Origin of the sequence: Streptomyces sp. NPDC001568 (assembly GCF_042893755.1) — a bacterium.
GTDB lineage: Bacteria > Actinomycetota > Actinomycetes > Streptomycetales > Streptomycetaceae > Streptomyces.
The window spans coordinates 411092-429224 of record NZ_JBIAVF010000004.1; the positions used below are offsets into that span (position 1 = coordinate 411092).

Consider the following 18133-nt stretch of genomic DNA (forward strand, 5'->3'; position numbering starts at 1 on the left):
GGACAGTGACACAGGCACCTGTAGAACTCGACAAGGGCGGGAACGGCGAACTGCCCGCCGCACGGGTCACCGTGACCGTGCGGACGCCGGCGTCGGTGGACGTGTGCGCACTGCTGCTCACGGGTGAGGGCACGGTGCGCGACGACGCCGACCTGGTCTTCTTCAACCACCCCGAGCAGGACGGCGTTCGGGTCGCGGGGCAGGTCGTGGAGGCGGACCTGGACGCGGTCCCGGCCGACATCGAGACGGTGGTCTGCGTCGCGAGCATCGACACGGACGGTCCGGACGCCGCATTCGACGCGCACTCGACGCCGAGCGTGTCGGTGCACCACGGGACGCAGGACCTGGTCTTCGTCCCGCCGCCCCTGACGGACGGCGAGACGGTGTTGCTGCTCGTCGAGCTGTACCGCCGCGACGGCGGCTGGAAGGTCCGTGCGGTGGGGCAGGGTTACGCGAACGGCCTCGCCGGCCTCGCCGCGGACTTCGGCGTCGTGGTGGAGGGGGCGCGAGCGGCTGTGGGGCAGGCGGTCGCAGCCGTGCCCGAGCCCAGGTCCGAGCCCACGCCGGAACCCGATTCCCGGCCGGAGCCCGCGCCCGTTCCCGCGTCGGCGCTGGGCAGGATCGAGTTGGTCAAGAACGGTACGGCCACCATCGCGCTCGACAAGAGCGACCGGGGCGTCGTGGTGACCGCCTCCCTGGAGTGGGACGGCGCCGGCCGCCAGGAGGGTCTGGCCGACCTCGACCTGTACGCCCTCTTCGTGCCCGCCCGCGGGGTCCGCCGGGAGCTCACGCAGAAGGAACGCCGCGCGGCGGACCGGGAGTCGGGGAAGACGCCGGCGACCGGAGCCGTGTACTGGAACAACCGGGGTTCCCTGGCGGACGGGCCCCACCTGGCGCTCGACGGGGACGCCACGACGCCGGGCCGCGAGACGATCCGCATCCACCGCCCGGACACCCACGGATACGTGCTGATCTGCGCCTACAGCGCGTTGGACAACGGCACGGGCAGCTTCAAGAGCTTCGGCGCGAAGGCGGTGGTGACCGACGGACGGGGTTCGACCGTCGTCGTCCCGCTGTTCTCGGACCAGGAGAACGCCTACTGGGCGGCGATCGCCCTCATCGACTTCACCCATCCGGACGGCGTGATGATCAGCCAGGTGGAGAAGTACAGCGGGGCGAACGTCGAGAACCGTCCGATGCTCTACTCCGACGGCGTGTTCGAGATGGACCTGGGACCGGTGGAGTTCAAGGAAGAGGAGTGAGGCGAGGACGCCGCCCCCGGTCCGATGACCGGGGGCGGCGTCCTCGCGGGGCGTACGGGCTCAGACGGCCTCGGCCGGCTGCGCCTCCTTCACGGCGGCGGGGGCGGGCGCCGCAGCCGGGGCGACGCTGACGCGCGGGCCCTGCCCGCCGCGCAGGCCGAGCCAACTGATCAGGGCGACCAGCGCGAAGGCGACGGCCCCGATCGCGAAGGTCAGGGTGAAACCGGATTCCGCGGGCAGGGCGGGAACGCCCGGCGGGAGGTGCTCGATCGTCTGCGAGGCCAGGATCGTGGTGACGATGGCACTGCCGATCGCGCTGCCGGTCGAGCGCGAGATCGAGTTGATGCCGTTGGCGATGCCGCTCTGGTGGTGCGGGACGTTCGCCATGATGACGGCGGGCATGGCCGCGTAGCCGAAGCTGACGGCCGCGCCGACGACGAGACCGGCGCCGATCACCGAGGCGCTGTGGCCGTGGTCCAGGGCGAGCCAGCCGAAGCCGACGGCGCCGAGGGCGGCCGCCAGGCCGAGCGCGACGCGCGGCCCGCGGTGGCGCACCAACTGGCCGCCGATGGGGGAGGCCAGCAGCGAGACGATCGCGCCGGGCAGCAGGAACTGGACCGACGCGCGCAGGATGGACGCGTCGAAGCCGTAGCCGGTGATCGCCTTGGGCATCTGGACGAGGTAGGACACGCCCAGGAAGTTCGCGAACATCCCGAAGCCGACGAGGATGCCGGCCAGGTTGGCCATGAGCACCGGACGGTGGACGAACATCCGCATGTCGACCAGGGGTTCGCGCACCTTGAGCTCGGTCAGCACCCACACGGCCGTCATCACGGCGGCGCCGGCGAAGCTGCCCAGCGTACGGGCCGAGGCCCAGCCCCACTCGTGGCCCTGGGAGATGGGCAGCAGGAGCAGCAGCAGGGCGATGCCCAGGGTCAGCGCGCCCAGGAAGTCGGTGCGACCGCCCGTCTTGTGGCGGGTGGCGGGTACCAGGACGACGACGGCGAGCAGGGCCAGCGTCGCGAAGCCGGTGGCCATCCAGAAGGCGTTGCGGTAGTCCGCGTCGGCGCCCGAGGTCAGCAGACCGGTGGCGACGAGCGCCAGCCCGCTGCCGAACGCGAGGGTGCCGCTGACGAGTGCCATGGCGCCCGGCAGCTTCTGCGGCCGGACCTCCTCCCGGAGCACCGACAGGGCCAGCGGGAAGATCGCGGTCGCGGCGCCCTGGAGGACGCGTCCCAGGATCAGGAGGGGCAGCGAGGTCGCGAGGGCGGCCACGACGGATCCCGCGACCATGACGCCGAGGACGGCCACCAGGGTGGGCTTCTTGCCGTGCTGGTCACCGAAGCGCCCGAGCAGCGGGGTGAAGACGGCGGCGGAGAGCAGGGTGGCGGTGGTCACCCAACTGACGTTGGCGGTCGAGGTGCCGAGGTCGTTGCGGATCAGACCCAGGATCGGGACGGGCAGGGTCTGCATCATCGACACGACCATGGCGGCCAGGCTCAGGGCGAAGACGATGACCGTCTCGTTCCTCTTCCCGGCTTCGGCGGGGGCGGATGCGGCGGAGCTCATGAGGGGGAGGACCTACTTCAGGACGAAGATGTTTGATGTCATCAAGTACTTCGTCGAAGGTAGACGCGGATAGTTAAGGTGGTCAAGTAAACAATTGATAATGTCAACGATCCTGAGTAGGCTCCGGGGGTATGAGCGCCTCCATCACGCCCCGGCCCACCAAGCTCCAGCTGCTGGAGCTGCTCGCCGCGATCGGCACCGCGCAGTGGCGCGACTTCGCGGCCGCGGCCGCGCGTCACGGATTGACCTCCACCCAGGCCAAGGTGCTCGCGCAGCTGGAAGGACCCGTTCCGATGCGCGGCCTCGCCGCCCTGCTGGTGTGCGACGCCTCGAACGTCACCGGGATCGTCGACCGGCTGGAGGCGCGTGACCTCGTACGGCGCGAGCCGTCACCGGCCGACCGGCGGGTGAAGAACGTCGCCGCGACCGACGCCGGCCGCGAGGTCATCCGCCGGGTCCGCGAGGAGATGCAGGCCACGCACGGCGCCCTCGACGAGCTGGACGCCGAGGAGAGTGCGACCCTCCACGCCCTGCTGGAGCGGCTGCGCCCCACCCTGGAGCGCGACTCCGGAGCCTGAGGGGACGCCTGCGGCCCGGCGCCGGAGAGGTTCTGTCCGCCGGGGAGGTTCTGCTCCGGGTCGGTGTCCCGCCCTGGCGCTCAGTCCTGCGGCGCGGCGGCGTCGAGTGCGGCCGTCAGGCGGCCCAGGCGCGTCTGGAGATCACGGATCTCGGCCAGGTCGAACCCGGTGGCCGCCGCGATCCGGCGCGGCACCTCCACGGCGCGCGCCCGCAGCGCGGCGCCCTCGTCCGTGAGGACCGCGTGCACGGACCGCTCGTCCTCGGTGCTGCGCTCGCGCCGGATCAGACCGGCCGCTTCCAGGCGCTTGAGCAGGGGTGACAGCGTGCCCGAATCGAGGCGCAGGTGCTGTCCGAGCTGCTTGACCGGCATCGTGCCGTGCTCCCAGAGCACCAGCATGACCAGGTACTGCGGGTAGGTCAGCCCCAGATCCTTCAGGACCACCCGGTAGAGCCCGCCGAAGGCGCGGCTCGCGGCGTTGAGCGCGAAGCAGATCTGACCGTCCAGCCGCAGGAAGTCCTGATCGTGGACGCCTTGGTCCCGGACGTCCTGATCGCGAACGGGCTGGTGGCGAACGTCCTGGTCGCGGAGGGTGTCGGCGGGCTGCTCTGTCATGGGGCCAGTGTACCGGAGGGCTCCTTGTGAGCGATTGAGTTGTGCACAATTTAATTGTGTGCTCTAGTAGTGAGCGAGGGCCGGCCGCCGGCCCCGCCCCTGTGAAAGGACCTCCCGATGAACGCGCTGTACACCGCCGTCGCCACCGCCAACGGCCGTGAGGGCCGCGCCGTCAGCTCCGACGGCCAGATCGACCTCGCGCTCGCCATGCCGCCGGCGCTGGGCGGCAACGGGCAGGGCACCAACCCCGAGCAGCTGTTCGCCGCCGGCTACGCCGCGTGCTTCGCCAGCGCGCTCGGCCTGGTCGGCCGCCAGGCGAAGGTCGACACCGGCGACGTGTCCGTCACCGCGGAGACCTCCATCGGCCAGGACGACAGCGGCTTCGCGCTGGCCGTCACCCTGCGCATCGAGCTCCCCGAAGCCCTGGCGGGCGAGGTCGGCGCCCAGCTGGTCAAGCAGGCCCACGAGGTCTGCCCGTACTCCAAGGCCACCCGCGGCAACATCCCCGTCGAGCTCGTCATCGAGTAGTCACCAGCCGGGCCACGCCCTCGGCAGTCCGTCAGGCGGTGCGCCGCGCGGCCACCACCGCGCAGGCCACCGCCAGCGGCAGTTCCGCCCCGACCGCGAGGGTCAGCGCCGCGCCCTGGCCGCTCGTACCGGCCGAGGTCGTGACGTCGAACCAGGCGTCCATCGTGAGCAGCGCGGCCGTCGCCGCCGCCACCGGCGACACCCGCGGGTCGCCTTTGCGCAGCAACAGCCCCGTCGCCGTCAGACCGGCGGCCAGCGCCGCGTCCAGGCCGATCCACGCGGTGGACCAGTTCGACACCTGCGCGGTCTGCGGCACGGTCCGCGCCAGCACCACCATCCACGGCAGCAGCGCCAGCCCCGCGCCGGTGAACACCGTGGCGAGCCGCCGGGTACGCCGGTCCGCCCCGAGCGACTTCGTCGCCGACCGTCGGACGGCGGTCCCGCCTTGTGGACGGGCCGGGAACTGCGGGGTGAGGAGGGCCATGGCCGCGACTTCCTTCCTGCCCGGCGGGCCGTCCGCCGGGCACACCACCACCCTGGTTGCGCGCCCCGCGAAGATCACTGGCGCCCGGGCCCGATCCGGGGGTGGTGCCAGGTACACCCCCGACCGGGTGCCAGGGCGGTGGAAGCACCCCCCGCGTGTCCGATTACCGTACGGACCATGGCACTTCGCGGCGCACCGAGACGCACGTACAGCTGGATCGCGGCGCACACCCCCTGGTCGGCGTGGGCGCGGCGCAACACGGCCTTCTCCGTCTCGGCGATCCCGGCGGCCCTGCCCGTCGTCCTCGGCCTCGTGGCCCTGATCGCGACCCCGGCCCGCACCCCCGTCCCGCTGCTCCTCGCCCTCGCCTGCCGCCCGTTGCTGACGCTCCTCCAGCGCAACCGGCTGCGGACCCTCCTCGACGTGAACGTCCCGCCCGTCGTCCGGGATCACCCCTGGAACTCCGCCCGCGGTCAGGGCGAGCGGCTGCGTTCCGAAGCGACGTGGCGCCAGTACGGCTACCACCTGCTGGTCGGCCCGTTCGCCGCGGCCGCGGGCGCGCTGGTCGTCCTCGGCTGGACCGTCGGCGTCGTGGCGAGCACCGTGTACGCGTGGGAGTGGATGTTCCCCGCCGACGGATGGATCACCGGCTCCGGGGCGTCCCCGTACTACGACCTGATCACCGCGACCGGCCTGCTGGCCCTGCTCGTCACGCCGTGGGTGGCCGCACTCACGACCCGGCTGGACGCCGCCGCCGCGATCGCCCTCCTCGGCCCCAACCGGGCCCGCGAGTTGGAGCGCCGCGTGGAGGACCTCGCCGAAAGCCGGGCCGGCGTGCTGGACGCCGCCGACCTGGAACGCCGCCGCATCGAACGGGATTTGCACGACGGCGCCCAACAGCGCCTGGTCTCCCTCGCGATGAACCTCGGCATCGCCCGCGCCACCCTGCGCGACCTGCCGCCCGAGGCGAAGGCCGTCATCGACGAGGCGCACCGCGAGGCCAAGGAAGCCATCGAGGAACTCAACGACCTGGTAAGGGGCCTGCATCCGGCCGTACTGGAGGACCGCGGACTGGACGCGGCCCTGTCCGGCATCGCAGCACGCGCCCCGCTGCCCGTCGAGTTGACCGTGGAACCGAGCCGCCGGCCGGGCCCCACCGTGGAAGCCGTCGCCTACTTCGTGGTCTCCGAGGCCCTCGCGAACGTCGCCAAACACGCGCGCGCCGCACGCTGTCGCGTTCACGTCGCGCCCGTCACGGGCCCCCGCGGCGACCTGCTGCGGGTGGTCGTCACCGACGACGGCGCGGGCGGCGCGGACCCGGCCGGCGGCACCGGACTGGTCGGCCTGCGCAAACGCGTAGGGTCGGTCGACGGAACGCTGTCGATCAACAGCCCCCTCGGGGGCCCTACCGTCATCACCGTGGAGCTGCCGTGCGGGCCGTGATCGCCGAGGACTCCGTCCTCCTGCGCATAGGGCTGGTCAAAGTCCTCGAAATGGCCGGGTTCGAGGTGGCCGCCGAGACCGGCGACGCCGAAGGGCTGCTCGCCGCCGTCGAGGAACACCGGCCCGACCTCGCCCTGATCGACGTCCGGATGCCGCCCGCCTTCACCGACGAGGGCGTCCGCGCCGCCCTGATGATCCGGGCCCAGAGCCCCGGGACGGCCGTCCTGTTGCTCTCGCAGTACGTGGAGGAGCGCTACGCCGCCGACCTGCTGGCCGCGCCGAGCCGCGCGGGCATCGGCTACCTCCTCAAGCAACGCGTCGCCGACGTGGAGGAGTTCGTCGACGCCCTGCGCCGTGTCGCGGCGGGCGGCACCGCCCTCGACCCGCAGGTCGTCGCGCAGCTCCTGTTGCGCCGCGGCGGCCCGGACCCGTTGGAGCGGCTGACGCCCCGCGAGCGGGAAGTCCTCGCGCTGATGGCCGAGGGCCGCTCCAACGCGGGCATCGCGGCCGGGCTCTTCGTGAGCGAGAGCGCGGTCGCCAAGCACATCAACAACATCTTCACCAAGCTCGACCTGCCCCCGGCCGCGGAGGCCCACCGCCGGGTCCTCGCGGTGCTCCGCTTCCTGGACGGCGCGGCGTGACGGCCCCACGACCCGCGCGCCCCGGGCAGGACCGCTCCGTGCAGCGGCTCGCCTGGCTCGCGGCCTCGGCGCTGTGCGCCGTCCTCGTGGTGGCCGGGGTCGTACGGGAGCTACCGGCGCGCGCGGGCCTGCGCCCGGCCACCCAGTACGGCGGCAGTGAGGGCCGGCCGGTGACGGCGCTGGAGATCCTCGGTGGCGCCGCGGTCGTCACGGTGACCCCCGCCGGGGACCGTGACGTGGCCTATCGGGCCCGGTTCACCGACGCGCGGACGGCCCCGTCCGTCGAGGAGAGCCTGCTCGGCGGCACCTTGCGGCTGACCCCGCGTTGTCCGGGGGACCGGCAGGACGCGGGGGACGGCTCCCGCTGCTCGGTGGAACTGAGCGTCACCGTCCCCCGGGACGTACCCGTGAAGGTGTCGGCCGGGTCCGGCCGGGTCTCCCTCAGCGGCCTGGACGGCGCCGTCGACGCCGACGTCACCTCCGGCGCCCTCACCCTGGCCGGGCTGCGCGGCCCCCTGCGCGCCGCCGTCGGTTCGGGCACCCTGCGCGCCACCGCGCTGGGCTCCGCGCGGGCGGAGATCCGTACGGGTTCCGGGCGCGGGGAGGTCGAGTTCCTGGTCCCCCCGGAGCGGGTCACCGGGTACGCGGGCTCCGGGCGCCTGGACATCACCGTCCCGGCGGCCTCCCGGTTCCGCGTCGAGTGCCGCAGCGGCGCCGGACGGTGCGAGACGGACGCCACCCTCGCCGATCCGGCGTCCCCGCACTCCCTGGACCTCACCACCGGCTCCGGCCGCGTCCACGCGGGCCTGTCCGCTCCCTGACCGCGTAGAGGACGAGTTCGCCCGCCCGCCCGGCATCGCCGTGCCGTCCGGCTCCGCGTCGGCGGCGAGGTCGTCGCGGCGGACGCCGTCGGTGTTCAGGGTCAGGCGCCAGGAGCGGCCCTCGGTCGTGTGCAGGTCGATGGTCGCCGCCTCGGACGGCCGGGGGACGGGCGTCGCCGAGACGGTCATCAGGAACTCGTCGACGCCCTCGACCGCGACGTCCGCCGGCAGCGGCTGTGCGGTCCCCCGGGTGAGCCGGCCGCCGTAGGCGTGGACGGCGAACTCCTGGATCCGGCGCCGGGCCACGACTCCGCCGCTCTCCGGGGCCTGAGAGCGGCCCCACCAGCTCCAGCAGCCGCGGTCGGGCCGGCCTCGCGCCTCACGCATCGCATCGCGCATCGCGCATCGCGCATGGCACCTCGCGCATCGCGTCGAGCATGAGCTCGGTCGACTCGGCGGGCCGGGCGTCCAGGGCTCCGCGGTCGCGGGCGCTGTCGGGGCGCCCGTCGGGGCCGTCCTCGCGGGGGCCCGGTGCCCGGCCCCGCCGCGACGATGGCGGCCTGGCGGCGGCGGCCGTCGCCGAGGTGCTGCGCCGGCTCGCCCAGCCGTCCTGAGACTCCGCGCACCGCTCAACCGGGTTCCGCGCCCCGGTGGTGTCAGCGGCGTTGGACGGCTCCGCGGACGAAGGCGGCCTGGCCCGCGTGTTGGAGGTCGTCGGACAGGACGCTGACCAGCCGGACCGCCAGGGTGACCGGAGGGTCCCAGCGGTCGTCGACCACCCGGTCCAGATCGGCCGCGGCCAATCCGCGCAGGTGGCTCAGGGTCCGCTCGTGGACGGCGTCGTGATAGCCGAGCAGGAGCTCACCGGAGTCCACCCGGACCGCCGACACCTCCTGCGGGCCGTGCCCGTAGCCGGTCGCGTCGGCGGGCAGGTCGAGCGAGAACCGGTCGGCCCAGCCCCCGGTCGACCACACCTGGTCGGTGCCCGCCGCGTCGGCCACGTGGTCGTCCTGGACCCGGGTCAGGTGCCAGACCAACCAGGTGACCGAGTTCGCCTCCGGGTCGAGCCGGGCGTTGAGTTCCTCGGCGGACAGCCCCTCGACCACCTCGTGCACCACTTCGCGGACCCGACCGAAGCCGTCCGCGAGTACCTCGGTTGCCTTCATGCGCCGTCCTCCGCCGTGTCGCGTCGAGACGACCGCCGGGCCGGCGGCCGCCGCCGGGACCACCATGCAAGGCCGGCGGGCGGCGACGTCGCAGACACTCCGTCAGCGCAGTGAGCGGCGTCGGCGACGCAGCAGGACACCGGCGGCGGCGCCGGCCAGGGCGATGCCCGCGACACCCGCCGTGGTCCACCAACCGGTGTTGTCACCGGCGGAGTCGGACCGCGCCGCGGAAGGCGCGGGCGCGGACGGCCCGGGGGACACAGGCACGGCGGACCCGGCGGACCCGGCGACCGCCGGAGCCGGTACCGAGGCCGGCGCGGGCGCCGTCGTCGGGGCCGGGTCCACCACCGGTACGCCGACCTCCGCCTGGCCGTGTCCGAGCGCGGGGAAGCCCGCGTCGACGCTCACCGTCCAGGTGCCGGGCGGGAGCGATTCGGCCGTCGTCCAGCCGGCCGGCCTGCCCGGATCGCGGACCAGCCGCCAGGGCCCCTCGGTACGGGTGCCGTCGGCACTGACCGAGTTCACGGTGGCGGCGACCTGCTCGTCGACCGGGTCCCCGTCGTTCTCCCAGGTGACGTCGGCGGTGACGTGGCCGTCGCGTTGCCCCGTGACCACCACCTTCAGGGTGTCGCCGTGGGCGTGGGCGGGCCCGGCGAGGGCCACGCCCTGGACGAGGACCAGCAGGGCGAGGCCGAATCCGGCCAGGGTCGGGGAAACGGCGGCGCGCAGTCGCATCGGCACGGTGCTCCAGGTGATGAGGAGAGCGGGAGGGGAGCGGAACGTGTGGGGGGAGGAAGGCAAGGGGGACGCGGGGAGGTGAGGCATGGGGGGAGGAGTGGCGGGCGGCCGCAGGGGAGTACGGCCGCCCGCCCGTTCAGGAGGCGGTCAGCCCGCCTTGCGGGTCGTCCAGACCTGCGCCGGACGACCGTCCGCGCGCTGCAGTTCGAGCAGCCAGTCCCCGTAGTACGGGCGGTTGCTCACGGCCAGCGCGAAGCCGCCGCTCGGGTCGGAGACCGTCACCGCGCCGTCGCGCGAGGACACCTTCCAGCGCTGCGCGCCGGCGCTGCCGCAGGGCTGCTGCGCGACCCACATCCCGGCGGCGGGGGCGCCGCCCGGCTGGAGGCACTTGCCGGAGACCGCGGACCGGATGCGGACCAGCCCGTCACCGGCGTCGTCGAAGTACCACTGCTGCTGCGCGTAGCCGTTGCTGCGCCCGGCGACGAGGACGGTGCCGTCGGCGGTCCGACCGCCCCACAGCTCGGCGGCCATGCCGGTGCTGCCGTTGCCGAGCACGTAGCGGGTGCCCGGCGTGGTGGTGGCCCCACCGTTCTTGTCCGCCGTACGGAACGAGGCGGCCTTGCCGGCCCCGCTGTCGCGCCCGGCGGTGTCACGGACGGAGACGGCGGCCGTGTACGCCGTTCCCGGCCGGAGGTTGTAGACGCGCAGCGACGTCGACTGGACCCAGGTGAGGTGCTTGCCGTTCAGCATGACCTGGTACCAGGCCGCGCCCTCGGTCCTCGGCCAGCTCAGCACCACCGAATCTGACTGGATCTGGCCGGCCGTCACGGTCGGTCCGCCGGTGGGCTTCCCGGTCTGCGTCGGGCTCGGCGACGGCTTCTGCGTCGGTGTGGGCTTGCCGGTCTGCGTCGGCGTCGGCGTCGGCTTCGGGCCGGGGTCCGTGCCGCCGCCCCCGCCGCCGGCCGCGCGCATCAGGAACTGGTTGTCGGCGATGTTCCAGTGGGTGGCGAGGTAGCTGCCCGCCTTCGGACTGGTGTGGAAGTAGTCGTCGTGGTTGCAGTCCAGGATGTTCTCGGCCGCCTGGTTGGTGCAGACGTTGCGCATCTTCGGGTAGTACGGGGTGTCCGAGTAGCACATGACGTCCCACTCGTCGGTGCAGTGCGCGCCGCGGCTGGTGTTCGGGGCGCTGTTGTTGACCGCGCCCAAATTGTGGCCCAGCTCGTGGGCGGCGGTGTGGCCGCCCCAGCAGCCCGAGTCGGTGCGCCCGTAGGAGGGACCGAAGTTGCTCAGGTTGTTCTGGCCGGGGCGCTCGTCACCGTTGAAGGTGCCGATGCCGCAGTAGACCTTGGCGTCCGCGAAGATCATGTACTTGCGGTCGCGGCGGTCCAGCCCCTTGGCGGCGAGCGCCTTGTTGGTGGCGCTGAACTCGGCGAGCGCGGACTGCGGCAGCTCGATGCTGAGCACCGAGGGCGTGCAGTCGGCGGCCGTCACGTAGCGGATGTGACGGACACCGCCCGTCTCCTTGGCGCTCGCGGAGTAGATGACGTCGGCGTCGGCGGCCCACTTGCGGAACGAGGCGAGGTATTCGGCGTACCGGTCCTGGCCCGGGGCGTGCACGTACACGACCTGGACGCGGTTGCCGGTGGTGCCGTCCCCGTCGCACTGGACGGTCTGTCCCGCCGGTCCGGCGGCGACCGCCTGGCTTCCTGCGGCGGGCGGCGCGGGCGCCGCGGCGGCCTGGGCGCTGCCGGCGTCGGCGGCAGCGGGCGCGTCCTGAGGACGCCCGCCGCCTTCCGTGGCGGCCGGGTCGCCCGCGGCCGGGGCGGCGGGGTCCGCGGCCGGGGCCTTCGCCTTGACGGCGGGCTGGATGTCCTTCTTGATGTCGACGCCGCCGGGAGGGGCGTCGGGGCCGTGGGTGCAGTGTCCGGCGCCCGTGCGGTAGACACCGGCGCAGGTGTCGCCCTTGGGCGCCGCCTCCAGGCCGTCGTAGACCATTCCGCGTGTGCCCTCGTTCGCGGGTTTGGCCGCGATGGGGGCGGGTTCCGCGTCCCGGGCCGGCGCGGAGGCCGGTTCGGGGGAGTCCGTGCCGGGTCCCGCGGCCATGGCGGGCGGGACCGCTTCGGCCTGGTCGCCGAACCCGGAGTAGGCGAGGCCTCCCGCGATCACCGCCGCCGCGGCAACGGCGGCGGTGACGAGTATGAGTCGCCGGGGTTTGGGCCGGTCCTCACGGGGTCTGCGGCGTCGGCCGCCCGTGCGTCTGGCTGTCATGCGCACCTCAAATCGATGTGAGGGGGGTGGGTGCGCGGAAGCTTGCCAGAAGGACGCCGAGAAGAATTCGGACAAACGGGAATGGGGGCCGAGAAATCTATCCGTTACCTGGTGGTTGAATCTGATGAACAGTCAACGTGCTTAAAAATAAACGAAGTTACGCGCGTTGAGCCCAATTGGTCCAGGCCAATAAAGGGATCTCGTTATCAAATCGAGATATGAGGCGGAATCTTGTTGACGGGAATTCAGTCAGGTATTCATGCAAAAACTACCTGCCGAATCTCCACGGTCACGAGCGGTGAACCACGGCACCGGTCCTGGGTGCCCAGGCCGCCCGATCGTTCCGGCGGCGGCAAGGGCACCCGTACGGACTACCTGCTCGCGTCCCGCTCCCAGCGGTAGAACCGGTGCGCCATCGCGTCCTTGGGGCCCCGCCAGGTCTGCGGGTCGTGCGGACTGATGAACGCCGAGAGCCGGTCGCTGAGATCGCGGAACTCCGGGTGCCCGGTGACCTGGGCGATGGCCGGACCGGGATCCGTCTCGGACTCGATCAGGTGCAGGTACACGTCCCCGAACTGGAACAGACTGCGGCGCCTGACCCCCACCAGCTGGGGGAGTTCACCCGCGTCCGAGGCGGCGAACAGGCCGGCGATGTCGGGTGCCGAACCGGGCGCCATACGGGCCACGATGAGGGCTTGGTGCATCGGGAGGGTTGCCTTTCGTCTCGGGAGAGAAGAGGTGGTGCGGGGCGGGCGCGGCGCGCCCGCCGGCTCAGCGCCGGTCGGCGGCGGGGGTGCGTGCCGCGCGCCGGCCCTGCTCGATCTTGTCCCGGATCAGTTCCATCTGGATCCGGGAGTTGTGGTTGATCCGCTTGGTCATGCCGTCGTCGTCGATGGGCGCGTCCGGCTTCATCGCGAAGTCCTGCACCCAGCGCATCCGGGTGCCGCCGCCGGGCACCTCGCCGTACTCCCAGTGGATGTTCATGTGGGCGAACGGTCCGGTCTCCACCCGGCGGGCCTTCACGGTCAGACCCGCGCGGTCGACGGTGCGCTCGGAGACCCAGCTCCACACCACGCCGTTCTCGTCCGGGTGCATGGCGAGGCGGAACCGCGTGGTGTTCCCCGCGTTCTCGAGGATCTCGATCGACGCGTACTCGCTGAAGAGCTCCGGCCAGTTCGGCAGGTCGTTCGTCACGTCCCACACGACGTCGACGGGCGCGTTGACGTGGATCTCGTTGTCGGTGTGTCCAGGCATGTCAGGCTCCGGTCATGAGGCTGTTGTTCACGAGGTCGAGGAACTCGTGGGGGCTCTTGCAGCGGTCGGCGTCGGTGGGCAGTGCCCGCCCGCGCCGGTTCTCCAGCTCGCCGACGATGCCGAGCAGGCCCAGCGAGTCGAGTCCGTACTCGTCGAACCGCGACTCCGGACGGTTGGCCATCTCGGAGGGGTCGACGGTGATGCCCGCGGTCTTCATCAGGGCCGCGAGCTCTTCCATGGTCAGTCGGTCGGACATGGGTGCCTTCTCTCTTTCCTGCTTCCGGAGTGCCGCGCCGAGGAGGCCGCGGCCCTGACGAGCGGGTCCCGATCCCTACGCGGGCGATTCGGGCCCTTTGCGGAGGACGACCGCCGCGTTCGAACCCATGAGGCCCCGGCTCAGTACGAGCGCGGTCCGCACGGGTGCGACCCGGGCGTCGCCGGTCACGACGTCGAGGTCGTGGCAGACCTCGAAGACGTTCGGCGTGGGGGGTACGACGCCGTGCTCCAAGGCCATCACGGCCGCGGCGACGTCGAGGGTGCCGGCCGCGCAGTACGCCCGTCCGGTACCGGTCTTGGGGGCGGTCACGGCCACCCGGGCCCCGTGGGGGCCGAGCGCGTCGTGGATCGCCCGGACCTCGGCGGCGTCCGCCTCCGGCGTGCCCAGGGCGTCCGCGAAGACGACGTCCACCTCCTCGGGAGCCACGCCGGCCTCCGCCAGCGCGCCGCGGATCGCGTGGGCGAGGCCCTCGGCGGACGCCTCCCAGCGCCCCGGCCCGGTGAACGTCGCGGCGTGGCCGGCCAGTACGGCCCGCACCGTCGCGCCCCGGGCGGCGGCCGCGGCCGCCTCCTCGACGACGAACATCGCGCCGCCCTCGGCCGGGGCGAACCCGCACGCCTTCGAGGTGAAGGGGCGGTAGGCGCGCTCCGGTTCCTCCCGGGTGCTCAGGCCCGGGTACCCGAGCTGGCACACCATCGAGTACGGGGCGAGCGGCGCCTCCGTCGCGCCGACCAACATCGCCCGGCTGCCCCGGCGGATCTGTCGGGCGGCGTGGGCGAAGGCGTCGAGCCCGCCCGCCTCGTCGGAGGCGACGACCCCGCACGGGCCCTTGAACCCGCGCCGGATGGACACCTGGCCGGTGCTGGCCGCGTAGAACCAGGCGATGGACTGGTACGGGCCGACGTAGCGGGGGCCCTGCCCCCACAGCCGTTGCAGCTCGCGCTGCCCGAACTCGCCGCCGCCCGAACCCGCGGCGGTGACGACGCCCACCGCGTACGGATCGTCCTCGTAGTCGGCCCGGCCGAGCCGGGCGTGCTCCAGGGCGAGGTCGGCCGCGGCCAGGGCGTAGTGACTGAAGCGGTCGGTCTGCACCAGGAACCGGTCCTCGACGAGGGACCCGGGCTCGAAACCCCGGACCTCGCCGGCGACCCGCAGCGGCAGGTGCTCGCACCCCTTGCGGGTCACCCGGTCGAGGACGCTGACGCCCGACTGCGTGGCCTTCCAGAAGGAGTCGGCGCCGATCCCGTTGGGCGCGACGACTCCGATGCCCGTGACGACCACCGACGTACCGGCTTTGGCAGTACGGCTGTTCACGCGCGCACCTCCTTGGGCTGGGTCAGGACCACGGCGGACTGGAAGCCGCCGAAGCCGCTGCCGACCGACAGCACGTTGCGCAGGGTGTGGTTGCGGGCCGTGCGCGGCACGTAGTCCAGATCGCACTCCGGATCCGGGGTCTCGTAGTTCGCCGTCGGCGGCACCACGTGATGGGTCATCGCCAGTACGCAGGCCGCCAGTTCGATCGCGCCGATCGCGCCGAGGGAGTGCCCCACCATCGACTTGATGGAGCTCATCGGCGTCTCGTAGGCGTGCCCGCCCAGGACCCGCTTGACGGCCGCCGTCTCGTGCCGGTCGTTCTGCTTGGTGCCGGAACCGTGCGCGTTGACGTAATCGATCTCCGCGGAGTCGACCTCGGCCTCGTCCAGGGCCGTCCGGATCGCCCGGGCCATCTCCAGGCCCTCCGGGGTCAGACCCGTCATGTGGTGGGCGTTGCCGAAGGTGGCGTAACCGCCGACCTCGCAGTACACGGTCGCACCGCGGGCCCGGGCGTGCTCCAGCTCCTCCAGCACCAATATCGCGCCGCCCTCGCCGAGCACGAAACCGTCGCGGTCCGCGTCGAACGGCCGCGACGCGTGCGCCGGGTCGTCGTTGTTCGCCGAGGTCGCCTTGATCGCGTCGAAGCAGGCCACGGTGATCGGGGAGACGGGGGAGTCGGAGGCGCCGGCGATGCACACGTCCATCCGGCCCTCCTGGATGGCGTGCACGGCGTACCCGATGGCGTCGAGCCCGGACGTGCACCCGGTGGAGACGGTCTGCACCGGCCCGCGCGCCCCGGTCTGTTCCGCCACCGCCGAAGCGAGCGTGGCGGGAGTGAACGCGCGGTGCAGGAACGGCGAGGCGAGCCGGTGGTCCACGTCCCACCAGTCGCCCTTCTGGCTGACGGCGACGTAGTCGTGCTCCAGACGGGTGGTCCCGCCCACGGCGGTGCCCAGGGAGACCCCGGTGCGCCACGCGGCCTCGCCGTCGAGGGTCAGTCCGGCATCGGCCATCGCCTCACGGGCGGCGACCAGCGCGAACTGGATGTACCGGTCCGCCCGGGCCGCGTCATCGGGGCCCAGGCCGTGTGCGGTCGGCTCGAAGTCGACCTCGGCGGCTATCCGGGAGCGGAACCCGGCCGGGTCGAAGAGGGTGATGCCCCGCGTCGCCGTCCGGCCGTTGGACAGCAGGTCCCAGAACGCGGCGGTGCCGATCCCGCCGGGCGCCACGACACCGACGCCCGTGACGGCCACCCGTCGGCGGGTCAAGAGACCACGCCCGTACGCTCGGGCGGGCGCTCCGCCCACCCCGAGGCCTCCGGGTTCGGAGCCTCCTCGGTGTCCACGTGCCCGAGCTCCGGGCGCGGTGCGAGCGGACCGAGGTGGAACACCATCCGGGCCTCGGTGCTGCCGACGTTGCGGAAGCGGTGCCGCACGTTCAGCGGGACCAGGAGCCCCTGGTCCGTGCGCAGCGGGTGCGGTTCCCCGTCGAGGTCGACCTCCAGGGAGCCACTGACCACGTACACGAACTCCTCGGAGTACGGGTGGTAGTGCTCGGCGATCGACTCCCCGGGGGAGATCAGGGCCAGCCCCATGAATCCGCTCGTCGAACCCACCGAGGTCGGCGTGAGCACGGCGCGCAGGTCACCTCCGCGCCTGGTGTTGGGCTGCGTCTCGCTGAGATCGACGATGCGCGGGTGATGTTGCGTCATGACTGACTTCCTCCTGGCGGTGCGGAGCCCGACCGTGGGCTGCCGTGGGTGGGAAAGTGCTGCTCGGAGCCGCGCGGCGGACGCCGCGGCCCGTCCGGATCAGGACTGCGCCGGAGCCCGACGGTCGGTGATCAGGTCCATGGGGTGGGGAGCGCCGTCCGGTACCGCGCCGGGCTCCCCGGCCAGCAGCCGGCGGAGCACCGCGGCCTTGCGGGGCCCGTCGATGCCGAACCCGGCCGCGAACCGGCCGTCCGAGGGCCCGGAGACGTCCAGGAGCCGGACCACGACGTCGTCGCGCTGGAAGACGCTGCTGCTCACCACCGGGCTGGTGGGGCGCTGCGCCGCGGCCTCGTCCTGCCGGGCCAGGAAACGGGCCAGCAGCGGACCGCAGCCCGCCTTGGCGGGGTAGAACAACGCGTGCCGGCGCACCTCCTGCGGCTCCCGCCGGAGAGCGGCCACGTGGTGGACCGCCGGCAGCGCCGCCCGCATGAAGAACATCCGGGCCGACTCCGGGTCGGTCAGGTCCCGCTCCTGCTCCAGGTAGGGGTCCATCTGCTGCTCGACGGCGCGGATCTCGGGCTGCTTCGCCACGTGGCGCAGCGCCGCCGTCAGGTCGCCCTGCACCTCCACCGCGCGGACCACCCGGTTGCCGTACATGAACAGGGACGTGCGCAGCAGCCGGGTGTGCTCGTCGACCTGCGCGGCCGGCGAGGAGTAGGAGGAAAGGATCTCGGCGACCTTCGCCTCGGTGCCCGGCTTCACCGTGAAGGTCAGCGCGTGGCGCACGACGCCCGTGCCCAGCCGGGGGGTGGTCTGGAGCCGGCCGCCGAAGCCCTTGGCGGGGGCGTCGTAGCGTCGGCCGGTCTCCTTCAGGACGGTGAACTGCATCGGCCGCATCGTCCGTACGCAGGCGCCCAACGGGCGGACCTGCTCGGTGTGCTCCTCGCTGTTCACCCAGGCGAGGTACTGCGGGGCGCTCTCCCACTCGCTGGTGATCAGCCACTGCTCGGGGTTCTCGAACGACTGGCAGAGCTGGTCGCCGAGATGGCCGGGGACCGAGGCGATGTCGTGCCGCAGTTGCTCGTAGGCCTCGAAGAACTGCTGCTGGACCCCCTCGTGCAGGTCCATCAACAGGACGACCCGGAGCATGGAGCCGTCGAAGGCCGACTGCGACACCCGTTCGGACAGTGTGGTTGTCATCTGCTCACTCCTTCGTGAGGGCCCGGAGTCCGGCGCGAACGCGCTCAGGTGCGTCATCGGCGGCAACTGCCCGGGTCGATGGGGCCGGCGCCCCGCGCGATCGGGGACGGCGGGGCCGGGGGGCCACCGCTGTCGCTCATCGTCATCCGGCCGGGTACGGATCGCTACATCTCCGGATCAAGCGGGTGACAACCGGCGAATCTCCAGGGCATCGGGGCTCATCGGGGGCATAAGGCGACCACTGCCCCCAAGACGAAACAGGAGC

20 protein-coding genes are annotated in these 18133 nt (G+C 72.8%); 7 read left to right on the forward strand and 13 right to left on the reverse strand.

The features are described from left to right. The first annotated feature begins 5 nt into the window (after nt 1-5). Nucleotides 6-1262 (forward strand): TerD family protein, encoded by a 1257-nt coding sequence (locus ACFY0I_RS09950; protein WP_388892639.1) that lies wholly within the window; start codon nt 6-8, stop codon nt 1260-1262. Between the two features lie 60 nt (nt 1263-1322). Here the strand turns inward: ACFY0I_RS09950 and ACFY0I_RS09955 are convergent, their stop codons facing one another. Beyond that, entirely contained in the window at nt 1323-2831 is a 1509-nt protein-coding gene (locus ACFY0I_RS09955) for an MFS transporter (RefSeq protein ID WP_388892641.1), read from the reverse strand. 131 nt (nt 2832-2962) lie between these two features. On the opposite strand from ACFY0I_RS09955, the gene ACFY0I_RS09960 reads away from it, so the two are divergent. Beyond that, nucleotides 2963-3409, forward strand: coding sequence for a MarR family winged helix-turn-helix transcriptional regulator (locus tag ACFY0I_RS09960; protein WP_388892643.1), 447 nt, complete (start codon nt 2963-2965; stop codon nt 3407-3409). 80 nt (nt 3410-3489) lie between these two features. On the opposite strand, the gene ACFY0I_RS09965 is transcribed toward ACFY0I_RS09960, so the two are convergent. Continuing rightward, entirely contained in the window at nt 3490-4023 is a 534-nt protein-coding gene (locus ACFY0I_RS09965) for a MarR family winged helix-turn-helix transcriptional regulator (protein ID WP_388892645.1), read from the reverse strand. 117 nt (nt 4024-4140) lie between these two features. Here ACFY0I_RS09965 and ACFY0I_RS09970 point away from each other — a divergent pair, with 117 nt between their 5' ends. After that, nucleotides 4141-4551, forward strand: a complete 411-nt coding sequence (locus tag ACFY0I_RS09970; protein WP_388892647.1) for an organic hydroperoxide resistance protein — start codon at nt 4141-4143, stop codon at nt 4549-4551. A gap of 31 nt (nt 4552-4582) precedes the next feature. Here ACFY0I_RS09970 and ACFY0I_RS09975 read toward each other — a convergent pair whose 3' ends face one another. Then, nucleotides 4583-5035 carry a hypothetical protein gene (locus tag ACFY0I_RS09975; RefSeq protein ID WP_388892649.1) on the reverse strand — a complete coding sequence of 151 codons (453 nt, stop codon included), beginning with the start codon at nt 5033-5035 and terminating at the stop codon, nt 4583-4585. A 177-nt stretch (nt 5036-5212) separates the two neighbouring features. Here ACFY0I_RS09975 and ACFY0I_RS09980 point away from each other — a divergent pair, with 177 nt between their 5' ends. The 4 genes from ACFY0I_RS09980 (at nt 5213) to ACFY0I_RS09995 (ending at nt 8554) form a co-directional block, all read left to right on the forward strand. Then, the gene (locus ACFY0I_RS09980; protein WP_388892650.1) at nt 5213-6478 is read left to right on the forward strand and encodes a histidine kinase; all 1266 of its coding nucleotides are present in this window, start codon (nt 5213-5215) and stop codon (nt 6476-6478) included. Further along, nucleotides 6466-7119: a LuxR C-terminal-related transcriptional regulator gene (locus ACFY0I_RS09985; RefSeq protein WP_388892652.1), complete on the forward strand. Its 654-nt coding sequence runs from the start codon at nt 6466-6468 to the stop codon at nt 7117-7119. Before ACFY0I_RS09980 ends, ACFY0I_RS09985 begins: the two co-directional genes overlap by 13 nt. Continuing rightward, nucleotides 7116-7940, forward strand: a complete 825-nt coding sequence (locus tag ACFY0I_RS09990; protein WP_388892654.1) for a hypothetical protein — start codon at nt 7116-7118, stop codon at nt 7938-7940. Before ACFY0I_RS09985 ends, ACFY0I_RS09990 begins: the two co-directional genes overlap by 4 nt. A 437-nt stretch (nt 7941-8377) precedes the next feature. Next, nucleotides 8378-8554 (forward strand): hypothetical protein, encoded by a 177-nt coding sequence (locus tag ACFY0I_RS09995; RefSeq protein WP_388892656.1) that lies wholly within the window; start codon nt 8378-8380, stop codon nt 8552-8554. Between the two features lie 42 nt (nt 8555-8596). Here ACFY0I_RS09995 and ACFY0I_RS10000 read toward each other — a convergent pair whose 3' ends face one another. From ACFY0I_RS10000 to ACFY0I_RS10045, 10 genes are all read right to left on the reverse strand, one after another. Next, the gene (locus ACFY0I_RS10000) at nt 8597-9106 is read right to left on the reverse strand and encodes a DinB family protein (protein ID WP_388892658.1); all 510 of its coding nucleotides are present in this window, start codon (nt 9104-9106) and stop codon (nt 8597-8599) included. A gap of 102 nt (nt 9107-9208) precedes the next feature. Then, the gene (locus tag ACFY0I_RS10005; RefSeq protein WP_388892660.1) at nt 9209-9841 is read right to left on the reverse strand and encodes an LPXTG cell wall anchor domain-containing protein; all 633 of its coding nucleotides are present in this window, start codon (nt 9839-9841) and stop codon (nt 9209-9211) included. Between the two features lie 150 nt (nt 9842-9991). Continuing rightward, nucleotides 9992-12112, reverse strand: a complete 2121-nt coding sequence (locus ACFY0I_RS10010) for an RICIN domain-containing protein (RefSeq protein WP_388892662.1) — start codon at nt 12110-12112, stop codon at nt 9992-9994. A 371-nt stretch (nt 12113-12483) separates the two neighbouring features. Beyond that, nucleotides 12484-12816: a TcmI family type II polyketide cyclase gene (locus ACFY0I_RS10015; RefSeq protein ID WP_388892664.1), complete on the reverse strand. Its 333-nt coding sequence runs from the start codon at nt 12814-12816 to the stop codon at nt 12484-12486. 67 nt (nt 12817-12883) lie between these two features. Further along, the gene (locus ACFY0I_RS10020) at nt 12884-13366 is read right to left on the reverse strand and encodes an SRPBCC family protein (protein ID WP_388892665.1); all 483 of its coding nucleotides are present in this window, start codon (nt 13364-13366) and stop codon (nt 12884-12886) included. A gap of 1 nt (nt 13367) precedes the next feature. Continuing rightward, nucleotides 13368-13622, reverse strand: coding sequence for an acyl carrier protein (locus tag ACFY0I_RS10025; RefSeq protein ID WP_388892667.1), 255 nt, complete (start codon nt 13620-13622; stop codon nt 13368-13370). Nucleotides 13623-13697: 75 nt separating this feature from the next. Further along, complete coding sequence (locus tag ACFY0I_RS10030) at nt 13698-14957, reverse strand: beta-ketoacyl synthase N-terminal-like domain-containing protein (protein ID WP_388892669.1); 1260 nt, start codon at nt 14955-14957, stop codon at nt 13698-13700. Beyond that, nucleotides 14954-16225, reverse strand: coding sequence for a beta-ketoacyl-[acyl-carrier-protein] synthase family protein (locus ACFY0I_RS10035; RefSeq protein ID WP_388892671.1), 1272 nt, complete (start codon nt 16223-16225; stop codon nt 14954-14956). The genes ACFY0I_RS10030 and ACFY0I_RS10035 overlap by 4 nt, the downstream gene beginning before the upstream one ends. Next, nucleotides 16222-16668, reverse strand: coding sequence for a cupin domain-containing protein (locus tag ACFY0I_RS10040; protein ID WP_388892674.1), 447 nt, complete (start codon nt 16666-16668; stop codon nt 16222-16224). Before ACFY0I_RS10040 ends, ACFY0I_RS10035 begins: the two co-directional genes overlap by 4 nt. 99 nt (nt 16669-16767) lie before the next feature. Next, a complete protein-coding gene (locus tag ACFY0I_RS10045) occupies nt 16768-17868 on the reverse strand; it encodes a SchA/CurD-like domain-containing protein (RefSeq protein ID WP_388892676.1) in 1101 nt (366 codons plus the stop codon). Nucleotides 17869-18133: the final 265 nt, after the last annotated feature.

Excerpts from the sequence above, each read along its gene's own strand:
- ACFY0I_RS09955 (WP_388892641.1), bottom strand. The coding sequence starts at position 2,831 with ATGAGCTCCGCCGCATCCGCCCCCGCCGAAGCCGGGAAGAGGAACGAG.
- ACFY0I_RS09960 (WP_388892643.1), top strand. The coding sequence starts at position 2,963 with ATGAGCGCCTCCATCACGCCCCGGCCCACCAAGCTCCAGCTGCTGGAG.
- ACFY0I_RS09965 (WP_388892645.1), bottom strand. The coding sequence starts at position 4,023 with ATGACAGAGCAGCCCGCCGACACCCTCCGCGACCAGGACGTTCGCCAC.
- ACFY0I_RS09970 (WP_388892647.1), top strand. The coding sequence starts at position 4,141 with ATGAACGCGCTGTACACCGCCGTCGCCACCGCCAACGGCCGTGAGGGC.
- ACFY0I_RS09975 (WP_388892649.1), bottom strand. The coding sequence starts at position 5,035 with ATGGCCCTCCTCACCCCGCAGTTCCCGGCCCGTCCACAAGGCGGGACC.
- ACFY0I_RS09980 (WP_388892650.1), top strand. The coding sequence starts at position 5,213 with ATGGCACTTCGCGGCGCACCGAGACGCACGTACAGCTGGATCGCGGCG.
- ACFY0I_RS09995 (WP_388892656.1), top strand. The coding sequence starts at position 8,378 with ATGAGCTCGGTCGACTCGGCGGGCCGGGCGTCCAGGGCTCCGCGGTCG.
- ACFY0I_RS10000 (WP_388892658.1), bottom strand. The coding sequence starts at position 9,106 with ATGAAGGCAACCGAGGTACTCGCGGACGGCTTCGGTCGGGTCCGCGAA.
- ACFY0I_RS10005 (WP_388892660.1), bottom strand. The coding sequence starts at position 9,841 with ATGCGACTGCGCGCCGCCGTTTCCCCGACCCTGGCCGGATTCGGCCTC.
- ACFY0I_RS10010 (WP_388892662.1), bottom strand. The coding sequence starts at position 12,112 with ATGACAGCCAGACGCACGGGCGGCCGACGCCGCAGACCCCGTGAGGAC.
- ACFY0I_RS10015 (WP_388892664.1), bottom strand. The coding sequence starts at position 12,816 with ATGCACCAAGCCCTCATCGTGGCCCGTATGGCGCCCGGTTCGGCACCC.
- ACFY0I_RS10020 (WP_388892665.1), bottom strand. The coding sequence starts at position 13,366 with ATGCCTGGACACACCGACAACGAGATCCACGTCAACGCGCCCGTCGAC.
- ACFY0I_RS10025 (WP_388892667.1), bottom strand. The coding sequence starts at position 13,622 with ATGTCCGACCGACTGACCATGGAAGAGCTCGCGGCCCTGATGAAGACC.
- ACFY0I_RS10040 (WP_388892674.1), bottom strand. The coding sequence starts at position 16,668 with ATGACGCAACATCACCCGCGCATCGTCGATCTCAGCGAGACGCAGCCC.
- ACFY0I_RS10045 (WP_388892676.1), bottom strand. The coding sequence starts at position 17,868 with ATGACAACCACACTGTCCGAACGGGTGTCGCAGTCGGCCTTCGACGGC.